The following is a 22090-nucleotide window of genomic DNA, read 5'->3' as shown; positions in this document are numbered from 1 at the left end:
CCGGGGCGGGACCGGCGGTCGGGCTTCCGGCGGCGGGACACCCTGGTCCCGGCCTGCTCCCCGAGGCCGTCCGCGGTGGGGGTGACGCGGCAGGGCACGGCTCGGCGGGCATGGTCGGCAGGGCACGACACGGCACGGTGGGGCGTGGTCGGCCGGTTCGTTCGACGGCACACCGGCCGGCGGTCCGGGGTGCCGGGTCCCGGCCCGGCCGTCAGGCCGGGTACGCCTGCCGGGTCAGCTCGGACCGCGCCTCGCGGCTCCACGGCGAGGACGCCGCGGGTGTGCACGCGGATCCCGAGAAGTGGCAGTCCAGTTCGGGCAGGGCGAGCAGGATCGGCATGTCCAGCAGACAGAGCGGTCTGGTGTCGATGTCGGCCTCGGCGCGGCCGCTGCGGACCGTCATCGGCGCGCTCGACCCGACGAACAGCGGCTGGTGCGAGCGCCGGCGGGGCTGGGAGTCCAGCGCGAGGACGGTGGCGCGGACGTACCAGAGCCCGTCGGGCAGCGCGTCGAGCCGGTAGCGCCCGGGGCCGTTCAGGACGGCGCAGGCCACCGGGAAACCCTGCACGATCGGTTCCTTGAAAGCCCCGACATAGACCCGGACGGCGCCTTCGGTGGGCGGCACGGTGACCGATCCGGTGACCGTGGAGACCCGTTGTCCTAAACCTGCCGCCGGCGGGCGGTTAATATCGTGAATTCCGGTTCGGGTAAACGCGCGAAATCGCGCCGGCGACATTCCGACGCTCCGGGTGAAACGGCTGGTGAATGTTCCGAGGCTGTTGTAACCGACCTGATAGGAGATGTCGGTGACGCTCAGCAGGGTGTGCTGGAGCAGGCCCTTGGCCTTGAACAGGCGGATGGCGGTCAGGAATCTGCCGGGGGAGGTGCCGGTCTGGTCTCTGAAGACACGGGAGAAGTAGAACTTGCTGAGGATGGCGGTGTCGGCCAGGTCGGCCAGCGAGAGCGGCTCGTTGTAGTGGTCCCACATCGTGTTGATCGCACGCTCGACAGCAGCCCGCATGACATCTCTCCAATCGGGGGAAGAGGTGCGCGGCATGAGACCGCGGGCGCCGCGGGAAGCGGCGCCCGGATCAGATGGCGCATGGAACCGGCCGGGCGCAGCCTCCGTCGAGCCTGTGGCGGCGCGCGGCCGTGGAATTCCGCCGATTCGGCGGGACGCTCTGTTCCGTTAGTGGAGAAACCGTCGTCAATTTGTGATGCCCCCGTGTTATGGGCCGTTACGTTAGCGGAGTCGTATGTCGAACTCAAGGTCACGCCCGAGGTTCGGGCCATGCCCGGGCGGGGTAGCCCTCAATGGCCGGTGGCGTCCTTCCGGCCGGTCTGCCGGTAGGTCCGGTCGCCGATTCGGCGGGCCGCCTCGAAGCTCGCCCAGGCGGTGATTTCGACGATGTCGCGGTCGGTCCGGCCGGGCCGCGCGGCGGCGACGGTCCGGTCGTCGACGCGGTAGGAGGCCATCGCGCTGAGCAGGGCCAGCCGGCCCGCCGGCCGGTCCTCGGCCGACAGGCCGGCCAGCGCCCGCTCCGGCCAGGGGGTGCCGAGCCCCGGCGGCTGCCCGTCCCACTGGTCGAGTTCGGCGGTCACCACGGCCCGGACGGCGGCCGGAACGGCCCGGCGGCCGGCCTCGTCGAGGGCGGCGCAGGCCCGGGCGAAGGCGTCCGCGACGCTCGGCTCGCCCGCCGCCCAGCGGAGGTCCTCCGGCAGCTCGGCCGCGGGGAGCAGGCCGTGATTGCGCGAGCGCGGGGAGGCCGTCCGGCCCGCCGAGCGGATCAGCCAGGTGAGCACCCGCAGGACCGGGCCGAGCGAGGTCCTGGGGGCGCCGGGCGGCAGCGGGACTTCGCTCAGGAAGACGTTGACCATCCGGTTGAGGTAGTGCATCACCACCAGGGTCCCGATCAGTTCGGGCACTTCGTCCGCCGGGACGGGGTCGGGCAGCCCGTCGCCGCCCGCGACGGTGGCGGGCTGCCCCGGACCGGCGCCGCCGCCGGGCAGCAGCACCGCCAGGGTCGCGGCGTGCATCCGGACGCAGAAGGGGCAGGAGTTGGCCTCGGAGACCGCGACGGCCACCGCCTCCTTCGCCGCCCGCCGCGCCCGGCCGGGGGCGACCAGCGAGGCGCGGAGGACCAGCCAGCTCGCGGTCATCACGTCCGGCGCGGGGGAGTGCAGTGCGATGGGCGGGGCGAGCACCCCGAAGTCGCGCTCCACCTCCCGGTAGACGCGGCGTACGGGCAGTCCGCCGCTGTGGTAGCCGGCCGGCGAGACGTGGCGGATCTGGGCGAGCGACAGGTTGCGCAGCCCGCGTTGGACGATTCTTCGGTGCACGCGGTTCCCCTGTAGTAGGTGTGTGGGCCGGAGGGACGGGAACGGGGCCGGACGTCCGGTGGGCGCCGGCGGGACCGGCGGTGGTTGGGGAGTCCGACTGAGTGCCAGTCAGGAACGTTCGGTGGACCGCATGTTAAGGGATCGGGAAGAAAGCTCGCACAAATCGCTCGAACATGCGGTCGCCGATGGTCCAGCGCATCCGGGGCAGCAGCCGGGACGGGACCCCGATCCGGTACCTGATCCTCGGGTTGTCGCTGGCCACCGCCCGCTCCACGACCTTGGCGACCGTTTCGGCCCGGACCGCCATCCGCCCGCGGCCGGTGGGGTGTTCGGTCTCGCGGTAGGCCCCGTGCCAGTCGACGAAGTGCTCCCAGAACGCGTCGTACAGGCCGGACTTCTCCTGGCCGGACATCCCGAGGTCGGCGACGCTGGTCGGCACGAAGCCGCCGAGGATCGGCGAGGGCTCGACCAGGACCACCTTGATCCCGACGTGGGCGACCTCGTGCCGCAGCGAGTCCCCGATGGCCTCCAGCGCGTGCTTGGTGGCCTGGTAGTAGCCGCGCCCGGGGGTGGCGAACTGCCCGAAGATCGAGGACATCATCACGATCCGGCCCTGCCCCTGCTCGCGCATGCCGGGCAGGACCAGCTGGGTCAGCCGGGAGAGCCCGAAGACATTGGTCTCGAACTGCCGGCGGACCTCCTCGATCGGCGTCTCGCCGATGGTCCCGTTGAGGCTGTAGGCCGCGTTGTTGACGAGCACGCCCACCGCGCCGTGTTCGGCGGTGATCCGCTCCACCGCCGCCAGCATCGACTTCTCGTCGGTCACGTCCAGGCGCATCGTGGTGATGCCCTCCGCGGCGAGCGGCGCGAGCATCTCGGGGTCGCGGGCGGTCGCGTACACCGGCCAGCCGGCCCGGTGCAGCCGGAGTGCGACGGCCCGGCCGGTGCCGGAGGAGAGGCCGGTGCCGGAGGAGGCGCCGGTGAGCAGAACGGCGCGGGAGGCGTTCACCGGGCGGCGTCCTCGGTGTCCCCGGCGTCCCCGGCGTCTCCGGTCGCCTGCTCCCCGGTGTCCTGCTCCTCGGTGTCCTGCCGGGAGATCCGGCTCTCGCGGACCGTCGTGCCGAGCCCGAGGCCGTCGACCAGCCGTGTGATGAAGTTGAACAGGGCGGCGACGAAGACCGCCTCCAGCAGTTCCTCGTCGTTCCACCCCGCGGCGGCGGCCCGCTGCCAGTCCTCGTCGGTGACCCGGTAGGCGCCGGTGGTCACCTTGGTGACCAGCCGCAGCAGTTCGGCGGTGGGCGCGTCGACGGGCAGCTCGTCGGGGGAGCTCGCGACGGTGATGGCGTCGGCGAGCTCCTTGCTGCCGCCGAACTGGAGCAGGAACCAGTTGTGCGTCCCGACGCAGTACGGGCAGCCGCAGACCTTCGACGTCCAGGCGGAGATGAGTTCCCGGGTGCCGCGCGGCAGCACGCCGTCGCTGAAGACCCCGGAATAGCCGGCGAGTACCACCTCCAGGAGGGCCGGCCGGGCGGATACCAGCCGGAACATGTCCGGAACGAAGGGAAGCTTCGTCGTCTCCTTGATGCGCTCGTACAGTTCCGCGGTGCGGCCGGTGGCCTCGGATTCGGACACCATCGGGACGCGGACCCCGGGGATCTGCTGCTGCTCCGTCATGTCAATCTCTCCTGCTCTCCGAGTGGTTCGGATATTCCGCGGACGGTGATTTCGGTGCTTTGCTTTCCCACGATGGTGGCACCGGGCGGTCGGTCTGGTGTCTCCGAGATTGCCCTCTGCCAGGTGGATTGAACGACCGGTCGGCCGGTTGGTCAAAGGCCGGACCGGGCACGGGTATTGGTCATTTCGGCCGGCCGGCGTCCCGGGTACGCGAACGGCCCCGGGCCCGTCCGCCTGGTACGCGAACGGGCCCGGGGCCGGCCGGCCGTGGCGGCCGGTGGCGGTCAGTCGCGGCTCAGCCAGTCCGCCAGCCGCTCGCCGATCATGATCGAGGTCAGGTTGGTGTTGCAGCTGACGATGTTCGGCATCACGGAGGCGTCGGCCACGTACAGGCCGTCGACACCGTGGACGCGCAGGTACTGGTCGACCACGGCGCCCGGGTCGTCGGCCGGCCCCATCCGGGCGGTGCCGACCGGGTGGTAGGCGCTGTCCAGGCTGACCCGGATGTACTGGCGCACCATGTCGTCCTGCTCGACCAGCCGCTCGTTGAGCACGATGAAGGACTCGCCGTACGGGCGGACGTCCGGGTGGTTGGCCAGCTGCCAGCAGGTGCGGACGCCGTCGGCGAGGATCCGCATGTCCCGCTCGGTGGAGAGGAAGTTCAGCCGGACGTCGGGCGCGGCCGCGGGGTCGGCGGAGGTGAGGGTGATCCGGCCGCGGGACTCGGGCCGCTGGTGGACGACCATGACGCCGAGGATGACCATGCCGCCGGCCAGCATCTGGAGGTCCGGGAAGAGTGTCAGGTCGAAGTGGTTGACCATGTAGAACTGCAGGTCGTTGAACTGGTCGGAGTCCTCGGCGGTGGTGCGCAGGATGGTCTGCAGGAACGGTGCCGCGGTGTCCACGGCGCCGGGCCGGGGCACCATGAAGACGCCGGTCCGCGGGTGGTCGATCAGGTTGGCGCCCACGCCCGGCAGGTCGGTCCGGACCGCGATGCCGTGGCGGGCCAGCTCGTCGGCCGGGCCGATGCCCGAACGCATCAGGATGGCGGGTGAGTTGACAGCGCCGGCGGACAGCACGACCCGGCGGCCGAGCAGTTGCTCGGCCGCGCCGCCCGCGGTGGACACCTCCACGCCCGTGGCGCGCCCGTCCTCCAGCAGCACGCGGTGGACGAGGACGCCGGGCCGGATGGTGAGGTTGGGGCGCTCGCGCACCTCGGCGGTCAGGTAGGCCATCGCGGTGGAGACCCGGACGTCCAGCGGCTCGCGCCGGTTGGAGGGGATCGGGCCGACGCCGGTCGCCTCGGGGTCGTTGTGGTCCTTGACCTCGGGGTATCCGGCGTCCAGGGCGGCCTGCAGGAACCCCCGCTGGATGTCGGTCAGTTCGTCGGGCTGCCAGCGGCGCACCGGGTACGGGCCGCCCCGGCCGTGCACTTCGCCCTGGTCGTGGTCGGCGTCGTCCTCCAGGCGGCGGAAGAACGGCAGGACCTTCTCCCAGGACCACTCGGGGTTTCCGACGGCGGCCCACTCGTCGTAGTCCTGCGGCACGCCGCGCAGGGCGATGGTGGCGCCCACCGCCGAGGAGCCGCCGGTCACCTTGCCGCGCGGGAAGCGGACCCGCCGGCCGTCGGCGATCTCGGCCCGGTACTTCCAGTCGTGCTCGTCCAGCGACATCGCGGCGCCGCTGCGGAGGTCCTCGGGGGTCCCGTCGATGTCCGGAAAGTCCGGGCCGGCCTCCAGCAGCAGGACCCGGCGGGAGGGATCGGCGCTGAGCCGGGCGGCCAGGGCTGCGCCGGCCGAGCCTGATCCGACAATGATCTCGTCGTACGTCTCTGTCATGACATGTCCTCGCGGCGTAGTACCGGTGGCGGCACCCCCGTTCGTGGTGGATCCACGGGGCGTGCGCTCGGGCGATCTGCCGGAGAGCATCACACGTGCCCGGGCCGCGGTCTTCTCCGAACGTGCCCATATCGGCCGTATCGGTGGGCAATGCGGGAGAAGCGTTTTCCGCGGACTCCGATCCATCATTCATTCTGCGAACTCCTGGCCATATCCGCCGTTCTTTTGACGGTATTTCACTGGTCCTGGCAGTTCCGTCCGTGCCCGATCCGAAGGGAATGAGATGCCTCTCCGTGAGCGGTTTCGCCGGATGATACCGGGGGTGGCGACCATCGTGGTCGCCGCCTCCCTGTTCTTCGCGGTCAGGACCTCCGTGGCGGTGGCCGGAGGTGACGAGGCAGCCGCCGCGTACGCCTTCCAGGAACTGCCGATCGCGATGCCACCGGGCTACGAGAACCGCCCGATGAAGACCGTCCGGGAGGTCAACCCGGCCTACTACAAGATCCGTTCGTGGATCTCCTCGGTCGGCGCCAGCATCGCCATCAACGACCTGACCGGACACGGCGTCGCCGATGGCATGTGCATCGTCGACACCCGGACCGACCAGGTGATCGTCACCTACACGCCGACCGCCCGGCCCGGCGACCGCTTCACCCCCTTCGTCCTCGACGCGGCGCCGCTGCCGATGGACGCCGCGATGGCGCCCACCGGCTGCACCCCGGGCGACTTCAACGGCGACGGCCGGATGGACCTGCTGGTCACCTACTGGGGCCGGACCCCGATCCTCTTCATGGCCAGGACCGACGCCACCGAGCCGGCGCCCGGCGCGTACGTGCCGCGCGAGGTCGTGCCCACCGCCTCGCCGGACGGCAAGTACCACGGCCCGCGCTGGAACACCGACGCGGACTACGTCGGCGACCTCGACGGCAGCGGCCACCCGTCCATCGTGATCGGCAACTACTTCCCGGACTCCGACGTCCTGGACCCGCACGGCCTCAACAACGTGGCGATGAACGACTCCCTCTCCAGCGCCCGCAACGCCGGCGGCGACCACGTGCTGCGCTGGGTGTCCGCCACCACCGGCAGCGACCCCACCGCCGCCTTCGTGGAGGAGAAGGACGCGATCCCCTACGACGCCTCCACCGGGTGGACGCTGGCCATCTCCGGCGCCGACCTGACCTCCGACGCGCTCCCCGAGCTCTACATCGCCAACGACTTCGGCCACGCCCACCTGCTGTACAACCGCTCCACCCCGGGGAAGATCCGGTTCACCGAGGCCACCGGGGAGCGGACGCCCACCACCCCGAAGTCGTTCGTCCTCGGCAAGGGCTCCTTCAAGGGCATGGGCGTCGACTTCGGCGACCTCAACCACAACGGCAACTTCGACATGTTCGTCAGCAACATCACCGAGGCCTGGGGCCTGGAGGAGAGCAACTTCGTCTGGGTCAACGAGGCGAAGGACGAGGCCGACATGAAGCGGCAGCTCGAACGCGGCACGGCGCCGTTCACCCAGAAGGCCCAGGAGCACGGCATGGCCTGGACCGGCTGGGGCTGGGACGCCAAGATGGGCGACTTCCTCAACAACGGCGACCTCTCCGTCATCCAGGCCACCGGCTTCGTCAAGGGGAACATCGACCGCTGGCCGTGGCTCCAGGAACTCGCCATGAGCAACGACAACCTGCTCTCCAACCCCCGGATGTGGCCGCACGTGCAGCCCGGTGACGACCTCGCCGGCGACAACGTGCTCGGCTTCTACGCCAAGACCGCCAACGGCGTCTACGCCAACGTCAGCAAGCAGCTCGGCCTCGCCGTCCCCACCCCCACCCGGGGCATCGCCACCGGTGACACCACCGGTACCGGCGCCCTCGACTTCGCGGTGGCCCGCCAGTGGGGCCCGCCCGCCTTCTACGCCAACATGGCGTCCAACCGCGGCGACTACCTCAACCTGAAGCTCTACCGCCCGGCCGGCGACAGCGCGGCCGGCAAGGGCCTGGCGGGCACCGGATCGCCCGCCTACGGCGCCCGGGTCAAGGTGACCTCGGCCCTCGGCACCCAGGTCTCCCAGCTCGACGGCGGTGGCGGCCACGGCGGATTCCGCAGCTTCGACGTGCACTTCGGCCTCGGCGCCACGAGCGGCCCGGTGACGGTGAGCCTCGAATGGCGCGACGCCGGCGGCACCCCGCACCAGAAGACGACCCAGCTGACCCCGGGCACCCACACCCTCGAACTCACCAGCGACATCAAGGAGGTCCCGAGCCGATGACCGCGACCGTACAGTCACCCGTCAGCGGCGTACCGGCCGGCGCGTCCCCGTCGCCCGCGCCCGGACCGAAGCCGAAGCCCGACCCCCGCTACCTCGCCCTGCGCAACTTCGCGCTCTCCATCAGCGTGTTCAACATCTTCGGTTACACCCTGCTCGGCTTCGAGCAGCCCTGGCTCTGGCCGATCCTGGCGGTGCTCACCGGCTACGCCACCGAGATCGCCTTCGAGCTGCTGAGCGCCTGGGCGCAGAAGCGCGGGCCGCGGTTCCTCGGCCACGGCGTGCGCGGCGTCTACGAGTTCCTCCTGCCGTCGCACATCACCGCGCTGGCCGCGAACATGCTCCTCTACGTCAACAACCAGCTGATCGCGATGCTCTTCGCGGTGGTCGTCGGCGTCTCCGGCAAGCACGCCCTCCAGGCCCCGGTGGCCGGGCGGATGCGCCACTTCATGAACCCGTCGAACTTCGGGATCACCGTCTCGCTGCTCTGCTTCGGCTCCTGGCTGAGCATCGCCCCGCCCTACGAGTTCACCGAGAACGCCAACACCTTCTTCCGGATGATGATCCCGCTGATCATCGCCACCGCCGGCACGGTGATCAACTCCCTGCTGACCAAGCGCACCCCGCTGATCGTGGGCTGGCTCGGCGGCTTCGCCATCCAGGCGTTCCTCCGGCACTGGATCTGGGACGTCTCGCTCTACTCCGCGCTCGGCGTGATGACCGGGGTGGCGTTCGTCCTCTTCACCAACTACATGATCAGCGACCCCGGCACCACCCCGTCCAAGGCCTGGCCGCAGTTCATGTTCGGCTCCGGGGTGGCCATGATCTACGGCCTCCTGATGGTCTTCAACGTCGTCTACACGCTGTTCTTCGCCACCTCCCTCGCCTGCGCGCTGCGCGGCGGCGGCTGGTGGGTCGCCCACCTGCTCAAGCGACGCCGCGAGCGCGCCGCGGCCGGCCCGCTCGGCGCGGCCGGCAACCCGCAGGCGGTCGGCCGGCAGTCCGGCACCGAGGCGGTGTCGGTATGAGCGACCGCCGCATCGCCGTCGTCGGCATCGCCTGCCGCTACCCCGACGCCGACTCCCCCCAGCAGCTGTGGCAGAACGTCCTGGCCGGGCGCCGGGCCTTCCGCCGCATCCCCGACGAGCGGATGCGGGCGGCCGACTACTACGACCCCGACCCCGCCGCACCGGACCGCTTCTACAGCCCCAACGCGGCCGTCATCGAGGGCTTCGAGTTCGACCGGGTCGAGCACCGGGTCGCCGGCAGCACCTTCCGCGCCACCGACATGACGCACTGGCTGGCCCTCGACACCGCCGCCCGGGCCCTCGCCGACGCCGGCTTCCCGGCCGGTCACGGGCTCGCCGACGCCAACACCGGCGTCGTCGTCGGCAACACCCTGACCGGCGAGTTCAGCCGCGCCAACGTCATGCGCCTGCGCTGGCCCTACGTCCGCCGGACGGTCGGCGCCGCGCTGCGCGAACAGGGCTGGGACGACGCCGCGCTCGGGGAGTTCCTGGACGGCCTGGAGGAGCGCTACAAGAGCCCGTTCCCGCCGATCGGCGAGGACACCCTGGCCGGCGGCCTGGCCAACACGATCGCCGGCCGGATCTGCAACCACTTCGACTTCAAGGGCGGCGGCTTCACCGTCGACGGGGCCTGCTCCTCCTCCCTGCTCTCCGTCATCACCGCCGCCGACGCGCTCGCCGACGGCCGGTTCGACGTCGCCGTCGCCGGCGGGGTCGACCTCAGCATCGACCCGTTCGAACTGATCGGCTTCGCCAAGACCGGCGCCCTCGCCACCGGCGAGATGCGCGTCTACGACCGGCACTCCAACGGCTTCTGGCCCGGCGAGGGCTGCGGCATGCTCGTCCTGATGCGCGACGAGGACGCCCGCGCGCAGGGCCGGTTCCGCTACGCCACCCTGCCCGGCTGGGGCTACTCCTCGGACGGCCGCGGCGGCATCACCCGCCCCGAGGTCCAGGGACACCGGCTGGCCATCGAACGGGCCTACCGGGCGGCCGGGTTCGGCATCGACTCGGTCCACTACCTGGAGGGCCACGGCACCGGCACGGCCGTCGGCGACGCCACCGAACTGCGCGCCTTCTCGCAGGCCCGCCGGGCCGCCGACGCCACCGCCCCACCCGCGGCCATCAGCACCATCAAGGGCAACATCGGGCACACCAAGGCCGCCGCCGGAGTGGCCGGGCTGCTCAAGGCCATCCTGGCGGTGCGCCACCAGATCATCCCGCCCGCCACCGGCCACACCGAGCCGCAGGCCGAACTCACCGGACAGCAGCCCGCGCTGCGCGTCCCGGACACCGCCGAACTGTGGCCGGCCGAGGCGCCGATCCGCGCCGGGGTCTCCTCCATGGGCTTCGGCGGCATCAACGCCCACGTGGTGGTCGAGCACGCCGACGGCGTCCGCAAGAGCGCCCTCGGACGGACCACCGAACGGCTGGTCCGCTCCCGGCAGGACTGCGAGCTGCTGCTCGTGGACGCCGCGAGCCCGGCCGACCTGCGGGCCTCGGCCGCCCACCTCGCCGACCTGACCGCCCGCCTCTCCTACGCCGAACTGGCGGACCTCGCCGCCACCCTGCAGTCCCGGCTGGCCGGCCGACCGGTCCGGGCGGCCGTCCTCGCGGCCAACCCGCAGGAGGCCGCCCGGCGCTTCGAGCACCTGCTCGGCCTCCTCGACGGCGGCACCCGCGCCGTCGTCGACCCGGCCGGCGGGGTGTTCCTCGGGGTCGGCTCGGCCCGGCCCCGGATCGGCCTGCTCTTCCCCGGGCAGGGCGCCGGACGCCGGGGCGACGGCGGCGCGCTGCGCCGCAGGTTCGCCACCGTCGACGCGCTCTACCGCGACCTGCGGCTGCCCGCCGACGGGGACCTGGTCGCCACCGACGTCGCCCAGCCGCGCATCGTGACCTCCTCCGTCGCCGGCCTGCGGGTGCTCGCCGCCCTCGGCATCGAGGCGGTCGGTGCCGTCGGGCACAGCCTGGGCGAACTCACCACGCTGCACTGGGCGGGCGCCCTCGACGAGTCCGCCCTGCTGGAGACCGTCGCCGTGCGCGGCCGGGTGATGGCACACGCCAGTGACGGCAACGGCACGATGGCCGGGATCGCCGCGCCGCCCGCCGAGGTCGAGCCGCTGCTGGACGGACTCCCGGTGGTCGTCGCCGGATACAACGGCCCGACCCAGACGGTGGTGTCCGGCCCGGTCGACGCGGTCGAACGGGTCTGCGCCCGGGCCTCCCGGCAGGGGCTCGGCAGCAACCGGATCAACGTCTCGCACGCCTTCCACTCGCCCGCGGTCGAACCGGCCGCCCACGCGTTCGCGGAGCACCTGGCGACCGTCCCGTTCACCGCGCCGCACGGCCGGATGTTCTCGACCGTCACCGGCGCCGAACTGGCCGAGGGGACGGACCCGCGCGCCCTGCTGACCCGGCAGGTGCTCGACCCGGTCCGCTTCGCCGAGGCCCTTTCCGCCCTGGCCGCCGACACCGACCTGCTGCTGGAGGTCGGCCCCGGGCGGGTGCTGCGCGGCCTGGCGGCCGAGATCGCGCCCACCGTCCCGGTGCTCTCGCTCGACACCGACGGCACCTCGCTGGCCGGCCTGCTCGGCGCGACGGCCGCGGCCTGGACGATGGGCGCGCCCGTCGAGCACGCGGCGCTCTTCGCGGACCGGCTGGTCCGCCCGCTGCCGCTGGACAAGGAGTTCCGGTTCTTCGCCAGCCCCTGCGAGGAGGCCCCCGAAGGCGACTTCGGCACCACGGCGGCGGCCCGCCCGGCGGAGCGCTCCGAGCCGGCCCCGGCCCGCGAACGCGCCCGGACGGCGGACCGGGAGACGCCGTCCGACGGAGGCGACGACACGCTCGCCGTCCTGCTCCGGCTCGCCGCCGAGCGCGCGGAGCTGCCGCTCGCGGCGGTGCACGGCGGCATGAACCCGCTGGACGAGCTGCACCTCAGCTCCATCACGGTCGGCCAGATCGTCAACGACACCGCCCGTGAACTCGGCCGGTCCGTGCCGATGGCCACCTCCGCCTTCGCCACCTCGACCCTGGCCGAACTCGCCGGACTGCTCGACGAGCTCGGCGACGGCGACGGCCCCGGGACGGACGGTGCGGCGGCCGTCCAGGGGGTCGCCCCCTGGGTGCGGGCCTACGCGGTCGACCTCGTCCCGGCCGCCGCGGGACCGGCCGGCGCCCCCCGGCCGGGGGGCGACTGGCAGCTCTTCAGCACCCCCCACCACCCGCTGGCGGAGGACCTGCACCGCGCCCTCGGCCGGGCCGGACTCGGCGACGGCGTGCTGCTCTGCCTGCCCGCCGACTGCGACGAGCGGCACGCCGGCCTGATGCTCGACGCCGCCCGGGCGGCACTCTCCGCGGCCGGACCGGTCCGCCTGGTCGCCGTGGGCGACCGGCGCGGCGCCGCCGGACTGGCCAGGACCCTGCACCTGGAGGCGCCCGCGGTCGCCACCACCGTGATCACCCTGCCGCTCGCGCCCGGCCGGGACACCGGACCGGGCGCCGGAGCGGGCGCCGACACCGTCGCCCGGATCGTCGCCGACGTCGCGGCCACCCGGGGCTTCGCCGAGGTGCACTACGACCCCGACGGCACCCGCCGCGTCCCCGTCCTGCGCCCCCACCCGACCGCGGCCGCCGAGGAGGGCGCCGACCTCGGCCTCGGGACCGGCGACGTCCTGCTGGTGACCGGGGGCGGCAAGGGCATCACCGCCGAGTGCGCCCTCGGGCTGGCCCGCGCCACCGGCACCGCCATCGGTCTGCTCGGCCGCTCCGACCCGGACGACGACCCCGAACTCGCCGCCAACCTGGAGCGGATGGCCGCCGCCGGCGTCTCCTACCACTACGTCCGGGCCGATGTGACCGCCGCCGACGAGGTCAAGACGGCCGTCGCCCGGATCCACGCCGTCCTGGGCCCGGTCACCGCCGTCCTGCACGGTGCCGGCCGCAATGTGCCGCACGCCCTCGCCGACCTCGACGAGGCGTCCTTCCGGCGCACCCTCGCCACCAAGATCACCGGCCTGGAGAACGTCCTCGCGGTGACCGACCCCGCCTCCCTGCGGCTGCTGGTCACCTTCGGCAGCATCATCGGCCGGGCCGGACTGCGCGGCGAGGGCGACTACGCCACCGCCAACGACTGGCTCACCGACCTCACCGACCGGGTCCGGGAGGACTACCCCGACTGCCGCTGCCTCGCGCTCGAATGGTCGGTCTGGTCCGGCACCGGCATGGGCGAACGGCTCGGCGTCCTGGAGTCGCTGCTCCGGGCCGGCATCGAACCCATCCCGGCCGAGGAGGGCGTCGCGCTGCTCGGCCGTCTGCTCGCCGACCGGACGGCCCCCGGCACCCTGGTGGTGGCCGGCCGCACCGGATCCCTGCCGACCCTCACCCACGAGACGGCCGAACTGCCGCTGTACCGCTTCCTCGACCGCCTCCTGGTGCACCACCCCGGCGTCGAACTCGTCGCCGAGACCGACCTGTCGGACGCCACCGACCCCTACCTCGGCGACCACCTGCTCGACGGCTCGCTGCTCTTCCCCGCCGTCCTCGGCATGGAGGCGATGACCCAGTGCGCCGCCGCCCTGACCGGGCACGGCACACCGCCGGCGCTCCAGGACGCGGAGTTCCTGCGGCCGATCGTGGTGCCGACCGACGGCACCACCACCATCCGGGTGGCCGTCCTCGCCGCCGAGGACGGCACGGTCCGGACCGTCATCCGCAGCAGCGAGACCGGCTACCAGGCCGACCACTTCCGCGCCACCCTGCGGTTCGACGCCCCCGCCCCCGCCGCCCTCGGGACGGCACCCGGTGGCGCCGTCCCGCTGGACCCGGCCCGCGACCTCTACGGACCGGTGCTCTTCCAGGGCGGCCGCTTCCAGCGGCTGCTCGGCTACCGGGCGCTGGCCGCCAAGCAGTGCGTCGCCGAGGTCTCCACCCGCGCGGACGCCCCCTGGTTCGCCGGCTACCTGCCGGACGGCCTGGTCCTCGGCGACCCCGGCGCCCGGGACACCCTCATGCACGCCATCCAGTGCTGCGTCCCGGACGCCACCCTGCTGCCGGTCGGCGTCGAGCGGCTGCACCCCGCCGGCCCGGGGGCCGGCGCGTCCGGCCCGCTCGTCCTGCACGCCGTCGAGCGCCTGCGCGACGGTGACACCTACCTCTACGACCTGGACGTCCGCGACCACGACGACGCCCTGGTCGAGAGCTGGCGGGGGCTGCGGCTCCAGGCCGTCCGCAAGCAGGACGGCCGCGGTCCGTGGGAGCCCGTCCTGCTCGGCCCCTACCTGGAGCGCCGGGCCGAACTCCTGCTGTCCGCCGCCGTCGACTGCGTCGTCCACCCGGACGACGGCGCCCCGCCCCGGGGCACCGCCGAACGGCGGCAGCGCACCGCCGAGGCCGTCGCCCGGCTGGTGGGCGGACCGGCCACGGTCCGCTACCGCCCGGACGGCCGCCCCGAGATCGAGGGCGGGCCCACCGTCTCCTCCTCGCACGGCGCGGGCGTGACCTTCGCGGTGGCGGGGGAGCGGCCGGTCGCCTGCGACGTCCAGACCGTCGACGAGCGCACCGCCGAGGACTGGGCCGGCCTGCTCGGGGCCGACGGCCTCGCCCTGGCCCGGCTGATCGCGGCCGAGCAGACCGAGGAGCTGTCCGTGGCCGCCACCCGGGTCTGGGGAGCGGTCGAGTGCCTGCGCAAGCACGGCCGGGCGCTCGGGCGGCTCACCGCCGACCCCGCGACCGGGCCCGCGACCGGCCCGGCCACCGGCCTGGACGGCTGGCTGGTGCTGCGCTCCGGCGCCGCCCGCGTCGTGACCTTTCCGACCGCACTGCGCGGGCTCCGGGAGCCCGTGGTGTTCGCCATCCTGACCGAGGGGGACGAGTGAGCGACCGGCCGTACTTCGAGCACCGCCATCTGGTCGGCTTCGAGGAGACCAACCTGGTGGGCAACGTCTACTACGTCAACTACGTCCGGTGGCAGGGGCGTTGCCGCGAGCTCTTCCTCCGGGAGCGGGCGCCCGAGGTGCTGGCGGACATCCGCGACGACCTGAAGCTGTTCACCCTCAAGGTGGACTGCGAGTTCTTCGCCGAGATCACCGCCTTCGACGAGCTGTCGATCCGGATGCGGCTGGAGGACCTCACCCAGACCCAGATCGGCTTCACCTTCGACTACGTCCGGCTCCGCGAGGGCGGCGAGGACCTGGTCGCGCGGGGCCGGCAGCGGGTGGCCTGCATGCGGGGGCCGAACAACGACACCCGCCCGGCCCGGGTGCCCGAGCCGCTGCGGCTGGCGCTGGCGCCCTACGCCGCCGGCGCCGTCCCGGACGTCCCGGAGCCCGTTCCGGTCCGCAGCGGAAGCGGGGTGTAGGCCGTGGGCGCCACTGACGGCCGGTCCCTGACCGGGCTCACCGCACCGCCCGTACCGGCGGCGCCCGGGACACCGGCCCGGCTTTCCGGGCTGCCTGGGCTGCCTGGGCTGTCCGGGTTGGCCGGGCCGCCTGAGCCGGCCGGGCTGTCCGAGCGCCTCCCGCGCGGGGTCCACGACCGCTCGGCCCTGCGCGGAGCGCTCGGCGCCTTCGCCACCGGCGTCACCGTGCTGACGGCCGGACGGGAGAACCCGTGCGGGATGACGGCGAACTCGTTCACCTCGGTCTCGCTCGACCCGGCGCTCGTCCTGGTGTGCGTGGTGCGTACGGCCGCCGTGCACGACCGGATCCTGGCGGAGGGGGGCTTCGCGGTGTCGGTGCTCTCCGACCGCCAGGAGAAGCTCGCCCGCTACTTCGCGGACCGCCACCGGCCGCGCGGCGCGGCCGAGTTCGAGGGCGTCCCGGCGTCCCCCGGGCGGCACACCGGCGCGCCGCTGCTCACCGGCGCGCTGGCCTGGCTGGAATGCGGGCTGGCCGCCGTGCACGACGGCGGGGACCACTCGATCCTGGTCGGGTCCGTCCTCGGACTGGGGCGCGGCGAGGCGGAGCCGGCGCTGGTCTTCCACGCCGGCGGGTTCCACCCGCTCGGCCGTTCCTGAGCCTGTTCCCCGGCCCTCCCGGTCCCGATCGGGAGGGCCGGGGGCGGCTGTGCCCGGCCGTGCAGCGGCCCTCACGGGGAGGGCCGCTGCACGGCCGGGCCTGTCGTGCTGTCCGGACGGGTGCCGGCAGGGCGTCAGGACCGCGAGAAGACCCCCGGGCCCGCGGGCCCGGGGGTCTTCTCGTACGGGTGGTTCAGCCGACCGGCCGGACCGTCATCGGCAGCCCGCCCCGCACCCGCAGGGTCAGCATGGGCTCGGGGACGACCGGGTACCCGGGCACCTCGGTGAGCCGCACCCGGCGGGCGACCGCCGCGGTGACGACGGCGGCCTCCATCATGCCGAGCCCGCTGCCGACGCAGACCCGCGGCCCGGCGCCGAACGGCAGATAGCTGTACCGGGAGCGGTGCGCGGCGCGCTCGGGGGTGAACCGCTCCGGGTCGAAGCGGTTCGGGTGGTCCCAGAACTCCGGGTGCCGGTGCAGGGTGTACGGGCAGATCAGCACATCGGCGCCGGCCGGCACCCGGTACCCGCCGATCTCGTCCTCGGCGAGTGCCTTGCGGGGCAGGATCCAGACCGGCGGGTAGAGCCGCATCACCTCCTGCAGCACCATGGTGGTGTAGCCGAGCCGGTGGACGTCCCCGATGCCGACCGGGCGGTCGCCGAGCACCTCGACGGCCTCCTCGTGCAGCCGCTCCCAGACCTGCGGGTGCCGGGCCGCCAGGTGGAAGGTCCAGCTCAGGGTGGACGCGGTGGTCTCGTGCCCGGCCAGCAGCAGGGTCACCAGTTCGTCGCGCACCCGTAGCCGGCGCACGGCCGGCGGGTCGTCCCGGCTGGACTCGACCAGCCGGGAGAGCACGTCGTCCCGGCCCCCGGTCGACGCCGAGGCCCGTTCGGCCGCCAGCGTGGCGGTGATCCGTTCGAGCTCGGCGCGGGCCCGGCGGAACCGGGTCTGCCCCGGCAGCGGGATCCAGGTGGGCACCGCCCCGAGCGACATCATCTCGAACATCGCCTGGTCCTGGACGGTCTCGAAGTGCTCGCCGATGCCCTCGTAGGCGTCGAGGTCCGCGTCGAGCAGCGTCCGGCCGAGGACACCGAGCGTCAGACCGGTCATCTCCTGCCGGATGTCGACCGGCTCCCCGGGCGGCCTGGCCAGCAGCCGGGCGACCAGCTTCTCGGCCTCCTCCCCGACGGCGGCGGCCTGCTGGGCCAGCCGCTTGGGCTGGAAGGCCGGCTGGATGGTCCGCCGCTGCTGCCGCCAGAGCGCGCCCTCACTGGTGAGCAGCCCGTCCCCGAGCGCCCGCCGGGCGTGGGTGAGGCCGATCCCCTTGTGGTAGTTGGCGCCGTTGTCGGCGAGCACCCGCCGGGCGTGGTCCGGATGGTTGAAGAAGTGCAGCGTCTTCGGGCCGAGCGGCAGCCGGACGGCGTCGCCGTAGGTGCGCGCCGCCCAGGTCATCACGGAGAGCCGGTCCCGGGCCATCCGGGTCAGCAGGTCCAGGGTGCGCCGGCGGGACGGCCCCGGCGGCCGTCCGCCGGGCCGGGCGACGGTGCTCATACGACCGCGCCCGGGCGGGATGCGAACCGGGCGGCGATCGTGCGGCGCCACACCTCGTACGCGGGCAGCTCGCCGTCCACCACCGGCACCGGCCGGACGGCGGTGCTGAACTCCGCGGCCTCCTCCGGGGTCAGGCCGCACAGGACGCGGGCGGCCAGCCGGGTGTGCTCGGTGACCAGCCCGGCCTCGATCCGGGCGGTGGCGGCGAAGACGGAGCCCTGGGCGACCTCGCCCCGGTACTTCTCCGCCCGCCGCAGGAAGGCCCGCAGCTCCGCCTCGTCGCCGCCGCCCGCGTAGGTGGCCGCCAGCCCGGCGCCGCTGTAGAGGTCGGGCCGGCGTTCCTCGGGGAACCGGTCGAGCAGGTCGGCCACCCGCTCGGGGTCGGCGCCGCCGACGAACCAGCAGGCCCGGCCGACCCCCTGGTCGACGGCGTGCGGGACGTAGTCGCGGGGTCCGTCGCAGGGCCAGGGCAGATCGGTGTCCCGCCGGTGCCCGTGGACGTACTCGGCGGTGCGGAAGTAGGCCTGGTGGAAGCCGTAGCCGTCCAGGGCGAGCCAGCGCAGCAGCGGGTCGTCCAGGGACAGCGCCGGCCAGCGGAAGCGGGGGAGCCGGGCCATCGCCCAGCCCACCCCGACGTAGGCCATGTAGACGTGGTCCCGGCCGCGCCCGGCGAGCAGCCCGCGGACGTGGTTGCGGCCGCCCAGCGGCAGGCCGTCCAGCATCGCCAGGGCCATCGCCGCGCCCTCGTAGGCGAAGCCCCGGAACTCCTCCGGGACCTGTTCGAGACGGCGCTCGGCGTCGGGTGGGGTGCGGGCCTCGGCGGCGTACGCGTAGCCGGTGAGGAAGGTGGCGCCGACGTTCTCCAGCAGGTGCCGGGCGGCGGGGTCCTTCTCGTGGAAGCCACGGGTGGAGAGCAGGGTCTCCGAGATGTCGGGCGTCAGGATGCGGCGCCGCAGCGCGCGCCAGTAACCGGCCAACGTTCCCTCCAGCGGGGCGGGGTGGACCGCGGTGATCCGGCTTCACATCGTGCTGGCGGCGGACGCGGCGGGCCTACTCCGAACGTGCCCGACCCGGTCGGCCGGCGGACTGGGCAGGACGGAAGAAGTCCGCCGCCCGGCGGCGCCCCATACTCCAAACGCCCTGTCCCGCCAGCCCGCAGGAGGCCCACAGCCATGAGCAAGGTGATCGACGCCCGGTCCGCCGTCCGTCCGGCGGTTCCCACCTCCCTGTTCGTCAACGGACACCGCCCAGGACGGCTCGGGCTGACGCTCGGGCTGAGCGTCCTCGGCGGCCTGTTCATCGCGTACGCCTGGAACTCCGAACTGGTCGACCGCGAGATCGGTTTCAACACCGCCACCGCCCTGCTCGGGCACGACGCCCACGGCACCCCGATCGCGGGCATCGCCTCGGGGGTGCTGTTCGCGTTCGTCACGGGCCTGGCCGGCTCCTTCACCGCCTGCAACATCGCGGTCTTCGGCGCGGTCGGCCCGCTGGTCGGCCAGGAGAGGACCCGCCGGGCCAGACTCCTCCAGACGGTGCGTCCGCTGCTGTGGATCGGCGCCGGGCTGGTGCCGGTCTCGGCGGCCTACGGCGCGCTGGTCGGGCTGGCCGGGACCCACCTCCCGCAGTTCGCCACGGCCCCGACCAGCGGCCTCTCGCCGCGGGCGGCGCAGTCGATGACCACCTACGGTCTGATCGGCCTGGCGATGGTGGTGCTGGGCCTGGCCGCCGCCGGGGTGGTCCGCGATCCGCTGGCGGCGCTCTCCCGCCGGTTCCCCAACGCGCCGCTGGTGCTGATCGGCGTGCTGGTCGGCGGCTTCCTGATCGGGCGCCCGTACCCGCTCTTCCGGGACCTCTTCCGGCATGCCGCGAACACCCACAACCCGTTCTACGGCGCGGGTGCCTTCGTGCTCCAGTCGATCGGCAACATCGTGGTCATGGGGCTGCTGTTCGTGCTCCTCTCGGTCACCCCGGGCGACCGGCTGCGGGGCTGGCTGGCCGCCAGGCCCGCGCGGGCGAGCGCGCTGACCGCCGCCGCCTTCCTGGTGGCCGGGGTCTTCACGATCGTCTACTGGGACATCCGGATCCTGGGCCGGCTCGGCTACCTCTGGTTCCCGACGGCGCCCTGGAACTGACCCCCGGCGCGTTCCGCACGCTCTGCACGGCCCGCCGACGGGCCGCGACCGCGGGAGCCCCGGGCCCCGGAGATCAGGCCCGGAGCTCCCGCGCTGTTTTCAACGAGGCCATGGTGTCGGCGAGTTTGTCGCCGGCGCCGACGATCAGGCCGCAGACCTGGGCCTCGAAGCAGGCGTCCGCGTCGTACGGCTCGACCAGGTAGCCGCCGAGCTCCAGGGTGACCAGGCCGTGCAGCGCGATCCACATCTGGTGCGCGACCAGCTGGGCGTCGTGGGCCCGGAAGCGGCCGGCCGTCATGCACCGGACGACGGCCCGGACCAGGATCTCCAGGGTGTAGCGGCCGTGCTGGCGGTCGGCGTCGGTCAGGGCGAAGCCGCCCAGGCCGGCGCCGCCGAACATGATGCCGTACAGGTAGCGGTGCTCCAGGGCGTTGTCCCGGTAGGCGTGGCCGAGCGAGGCGACGTCGGTCACCGGGTCGGGCCCCTCGCCGATGGCGCTCATCCGGCCGTTGAGCCGGACGAAGCCCTCGTGGACCACGGCCCGGACCAGGTCGTCCATGCCGCCGAAGTGGGTGTAGACCGCGGTGGTGGAGGTGCCCACGGCGGCGGCCAGCCGGCGGGTCGAGAGGGCCAGCGGGCCCTCCTCGGCGAGGAGGCGGGCGGCGGCCTCGATGAGCTGCGCGCCGAGTCTGGGGTCTGCTTGACGGGGACTCACCGTTGACATGCTGTCACGGCAGCGGTACACCTGAATAGTAACAGTGTTACGTAACGCCGAGACGCCATGGCGGGTAGCGATGTTGACGCAGAGCCAGTCCGACACCCTTCTTCGCGCCACCCGCCGGGAGCCCCGGCCGGTCGCGGGCGAACAGACCGTGCACGCCCCGCGGGTCCGGGGCGAACTCCCGGCCGGACTCGACGGCCTGCTGCTGGCGGCCGGCGCCGGCCCGGGCGCCGGCCCGGACGCCGGCCACCACCTGCACGGCGGCGACCCGCTGGTGCACGGGCTGCGGCTGCGCGACGGCGAGGCGCAGTGGTACCGCAGCCGCTGGCTGCGCACCGACCGGGCCTGCCGGCGGCTCGGCGAGCTCACCGTCCCCGGACCGCGCCGCGCCCTCGCCGACGACGCCGGGGCCGCCCTGGTCGGCCACGGCGGGCGGATCCTGGCGCTCGGCGACGACGGCGCGCTGCCGGTCGAACTCGGCCCGGAGCTGGACACCGTCGCCCGCGGCGACTTCGACGGCACGCTGCCGAACGGCTTCGCCTCGCACCCGGTGCTCGACCCGGTCACCGGGGAACTGCACGCGGTCGCCTTCGACCACCGCCGCCCCTACGTGGAGCACGTGGCCGTCGACCGGACCGGCCGGGTGCGGCGCGCCCGCCGGATCACCGTCAAGCAGTCCCCGATGATGCACGCCTTCTCGCTCACCGAGCGGTACGCCGTCCTCTACGACCTGCCGGTCGTCGCCGACGGCCCCGGACCGGGCCCGCGCTACCAGTGGGACGACCGGCACGGCGCCCGGCTCGGCCTGCTGCCCCGCGACGGCGGCGACGACGACATCCTCTGGATCGAGATCGAGCCCTGCTACGTCTTCCACCCCGTCAACGCCTACGAGACCGGCCGGCACCTCGTCATCGACGCGATCCGCCACCCGGCGCCCCGCCCCGGGGCGCACCCGCTCGACCCCGGGCAGGCGGCGCCGGGCCTGTGGCGATGGACGGTGGACCGGCTCTCCGGCACCGTGCTGGAGGAGCAACTCGACGACTTCGTGGAGGAGTTGCCCGGCATCGACCCCCGCCGCAGCGGCCTGCCGCACCGCTACGCCTTCACCACGGCCGTCCGGCCGGACGGCCGCGGCGCCGCCACCGGTACGGCGCTGCTCCGGCACGACCTGCTGACCGGGCGGACGGCGGTGCACCGGGTCGGCGCCGGCCGCACCGTGGGGGAGGGCGTGTTCGTCCCGCGCGGCCCCGGCGCGCCGGAGGGCGACGGCTGGGTGCTGGGCCTCGTGCACGACCGGGAGCGGGACAGCGGCTCGCTGGTGGTGGTCGACACCGCCGACTTCACCGGCGCCCCCGTCGCCGAGGTGCTGCTGCCGGACGGGCTCCCGGCCGCCGGGCACACGGCCTGGGTGCCGGGGGGCTGAACCGGGCGCGGCCGGGCCCGAACGCATGTGCGTCAGCGGACGGCCCGCCGGACCGCCCGCCGGACCGGACCGCCCGCGCGGCCGCCGCGGCCTGCGGCGTCGCCCGG

At 73.8% G+C, this 22090-nt stretch carries 15 protein-coding genes; 7 read left to right on the top strand and 8 right to left on the bottom strand.

All coding sequences use genetic code 11. From position 1 onward, the window contains the following. Positions 1-211 precede the first annotated feature (211 nt). The 5 genes from ACIP82_RS10275 to ACIP82_RS10255 form a co-directional block, all read right to left on the bottom strand. A complete protein-coding gene (locus tag ACIP82_RS10275) occupies positions 212-1021 on the bottom strand; it encodes a helix-turn-helix transcriptional regulator (protein ID WP_400652725.1) in 810 nt (269 codons plus the stop codon). Positions 1022-1311: 290 nt separating this feature from the next. After that, complete coding sequence (locus tag ACIP82_RS10270; protein WP_363608287.1) at positions 1312-2340, bottom strand: carboxymuconolactone decarboxylase; 1029 nt, start codon at positions 2338-2340, stop codon at positions 1312-1314. A gap of 133 nt (positions 2341-2473) precedes the next feature. Then, positions 2474-3349 (bottom strand): SDR family NAD(P)-dependent oxidoreductase, encoded by an 876-nt coding sequence (locus ACIP82_RS10265; RefSeq protein ID WP_363608285.1) that lies wholly within the window; start codon positions 3347-3349, stop codon positions 2474-2476. After that, the gene (locus tag ACIP82_RS10260) at positions 3346-4014 is read right to left on the bottom strand and encodes a carboxymuconolactone decarboxylase family protein (protein WP_400652722.1); all 669 of its coding nucleotides are present in this window, start codon (positions 4012-4014) and stop codon (positions 3346-3348) included. The genes ACIP82_RS10265 and ACIP82_RS10260 overlap by 4 nt, the downstream gene beginning before the upstream one ends. A 284-nt stretch (positions 4015-4298) precedes the next feature. After that, positions 4299-5852: a GMC family oxidoreductase gene (locus ACIP82_RS10255; protein ID WP_400652720.1), complete on the bottom strand. Its 1554-nt coding sequence runs from the start codon at positions 5850-5852 to the stop codon at positions 4299-4301. Between the two features lie 283 nt (positions 5853-6135). On the opposite strand from ACIP82_RS10255, the gene ACIP82_RS10250 reads away from it, so the two are divergent. The 5 genes from ACIP82_RS10250 (at position 6136) to ACIP82_RS10230 (ending at position 16152) form a co-directional block, all read left to right on the top strand. Further along, positions 6136-8115 carry a CRTAC1 family protein gene (locus ACIP82_RS10250; protein ID WP_400652718.1) on the top strand — a complete coding sequence of 660 codons (1980 nt, stop codon included), beginning with the start codon at positions 6136-6138 and terminating at the stop codon, positions 8113-8115. Next, entirely contained in the window at positions 8112-9140 is a 1029-nt protein-coding gene (locus ACIP82_RS10245; protein ID WP_363608277.1) for a hypothetical protein, read from the top strand. Before ACIP82_RS10250 ends, ACIP82_RS10245 begins: the two co-directional genes overlap by 4 nt. After that, positions 9137-15013 carry an SDR family NAD(P)-dependent oxidoreductase gene (locus tag ACIP82_RS10240; protein ID WP_400652714.1) on the top strand — a complete coding sequence of 1959 codons (5877 nt, stop codon included), beginning with the start codon at positions 9137-9139 and terminating at the stop codon, positions 15011-15013. The genes ACIP82_RS10245 and ACIP82_RS10240 overlap by 4 nt, the downstream gene beginning before the upstream one ends. Continuing rightward, complete coding sequence (locus ACIP82_RS10235) at positions 15010-15495, top strand: acyl-CoA thioesterase (RefSeq protein WP_363608273.1); 486 nt, start codon at positions 15010-15012, stop codon at positions 15493-15495. The genes ACIP82_RS10240 and ACIP82_RS10235 overlap by 4 nt, the downstream gene beginning before the upstream one ends. Positions 15496-15612: 117 nt before the next feature. Further along, positions 15613-16152, top strand: a complete 540-nt coding sequence (locus tag ACIP82_RS10230) for a flavin reductase family protein (protein ID WP_400652711.1) — start codon at positions 15613-15615, stop codon at positions 16150-16152. 193 nt (positions 16153-16345) lie between these two features. On the opposite strand, the gene ACIP82_RS10225 is transcribed toward ACIP82_RS10230, so the two are convergent. Together ACIP82_RS10225 and ACIP82_RS10220 are read right to left on the bottom strand one after the other, a co-directional pair. Next, positions 16346-17704, bottom strand: a complete 1359-nt coding sequence (locus ACIP82_RS10225; RefSeq protein ID WP_363608271.1) for a cytochrome P450 — start codon at positions 17702-17704, stop codon at positions 16346-16348. Further along, positions 17701-18681: a DUF1702 family protein gene (locus tag ACIP82_RS10220; protein WP_363608269.1), complete on the bottom strand. Its 981-nt coding sequence runs from the start codon at positions 18679-18681 to the stop codon at positions 17701-17703. Before ACIP82_RS10220 ends, ACIP82_RS10225 begins: the two co-directional genes overlap by 4 nt. Before the next feature lie 195 nt (positions 18682-18876). Here ACIP82_RS10220 and ACIP82_RS10215 point away from each other — a divergent pair, with 195 nt between their 5' ends. Beyond that, positions 18877-19839, top strand: coding sequence for a hypothetical protein (locus tag ACIP82_RS10215; RefSeq protein ID WP_400652706.1), 963 nt, complete (start codon positions 18877-18879; stop codon positions 19837-19839). A 73-nt stretch (positions 19840-19912) separates the two neighbouring features. Here ACIP82_RS10215 and ACIP82_RS10210 read toward each other — a convergent pair whose 3' ends face one another. Further along, the gene (locus ACIP82_RS10210) at positions 19913-20554 is read right to left on the bottom strand and encodes a TetR/AcrR family transcriptional regulator (protein ID WP_363608265.1); all 642 of its coding nucleotides are present in this window, start codon (positions 20552-20554) and stop codon (positions 19913-19915) included. Between the two features lie 79 nt (positions 20555-20633). On the opposite strand from ACIP82_RS10210, the gene ACIP82_RS10205 reads away from it, so the two are divergent. Next, complete coding sequence (locus ACIP82_RS10205) at positions 20634-21983, top strand: carotenoid oxygenase family protein (protein WP_363608263.1); 1350 nt, start codon at positions 20634-20636, stop codon at positions 21981-21983. Positions 21984-22090 lie beyond the last annotated feature (107 nt).

The organism is Kitasatospora sp. NPDC088548 (assembly GCF_044753005.1).
In the GTDB taxonomy this organism is placed as follows: domain Bacteria; phylum Actinomycetota; class Actinomycetes; order Streptomycetales; family Streptomycetaceae; genus Kitasatospora.
The sequence above is the reverse complement of the archived record's forward strand: the minus strand, read 5'-3'. Positions and strand labels throughout refer to the sequence as shown.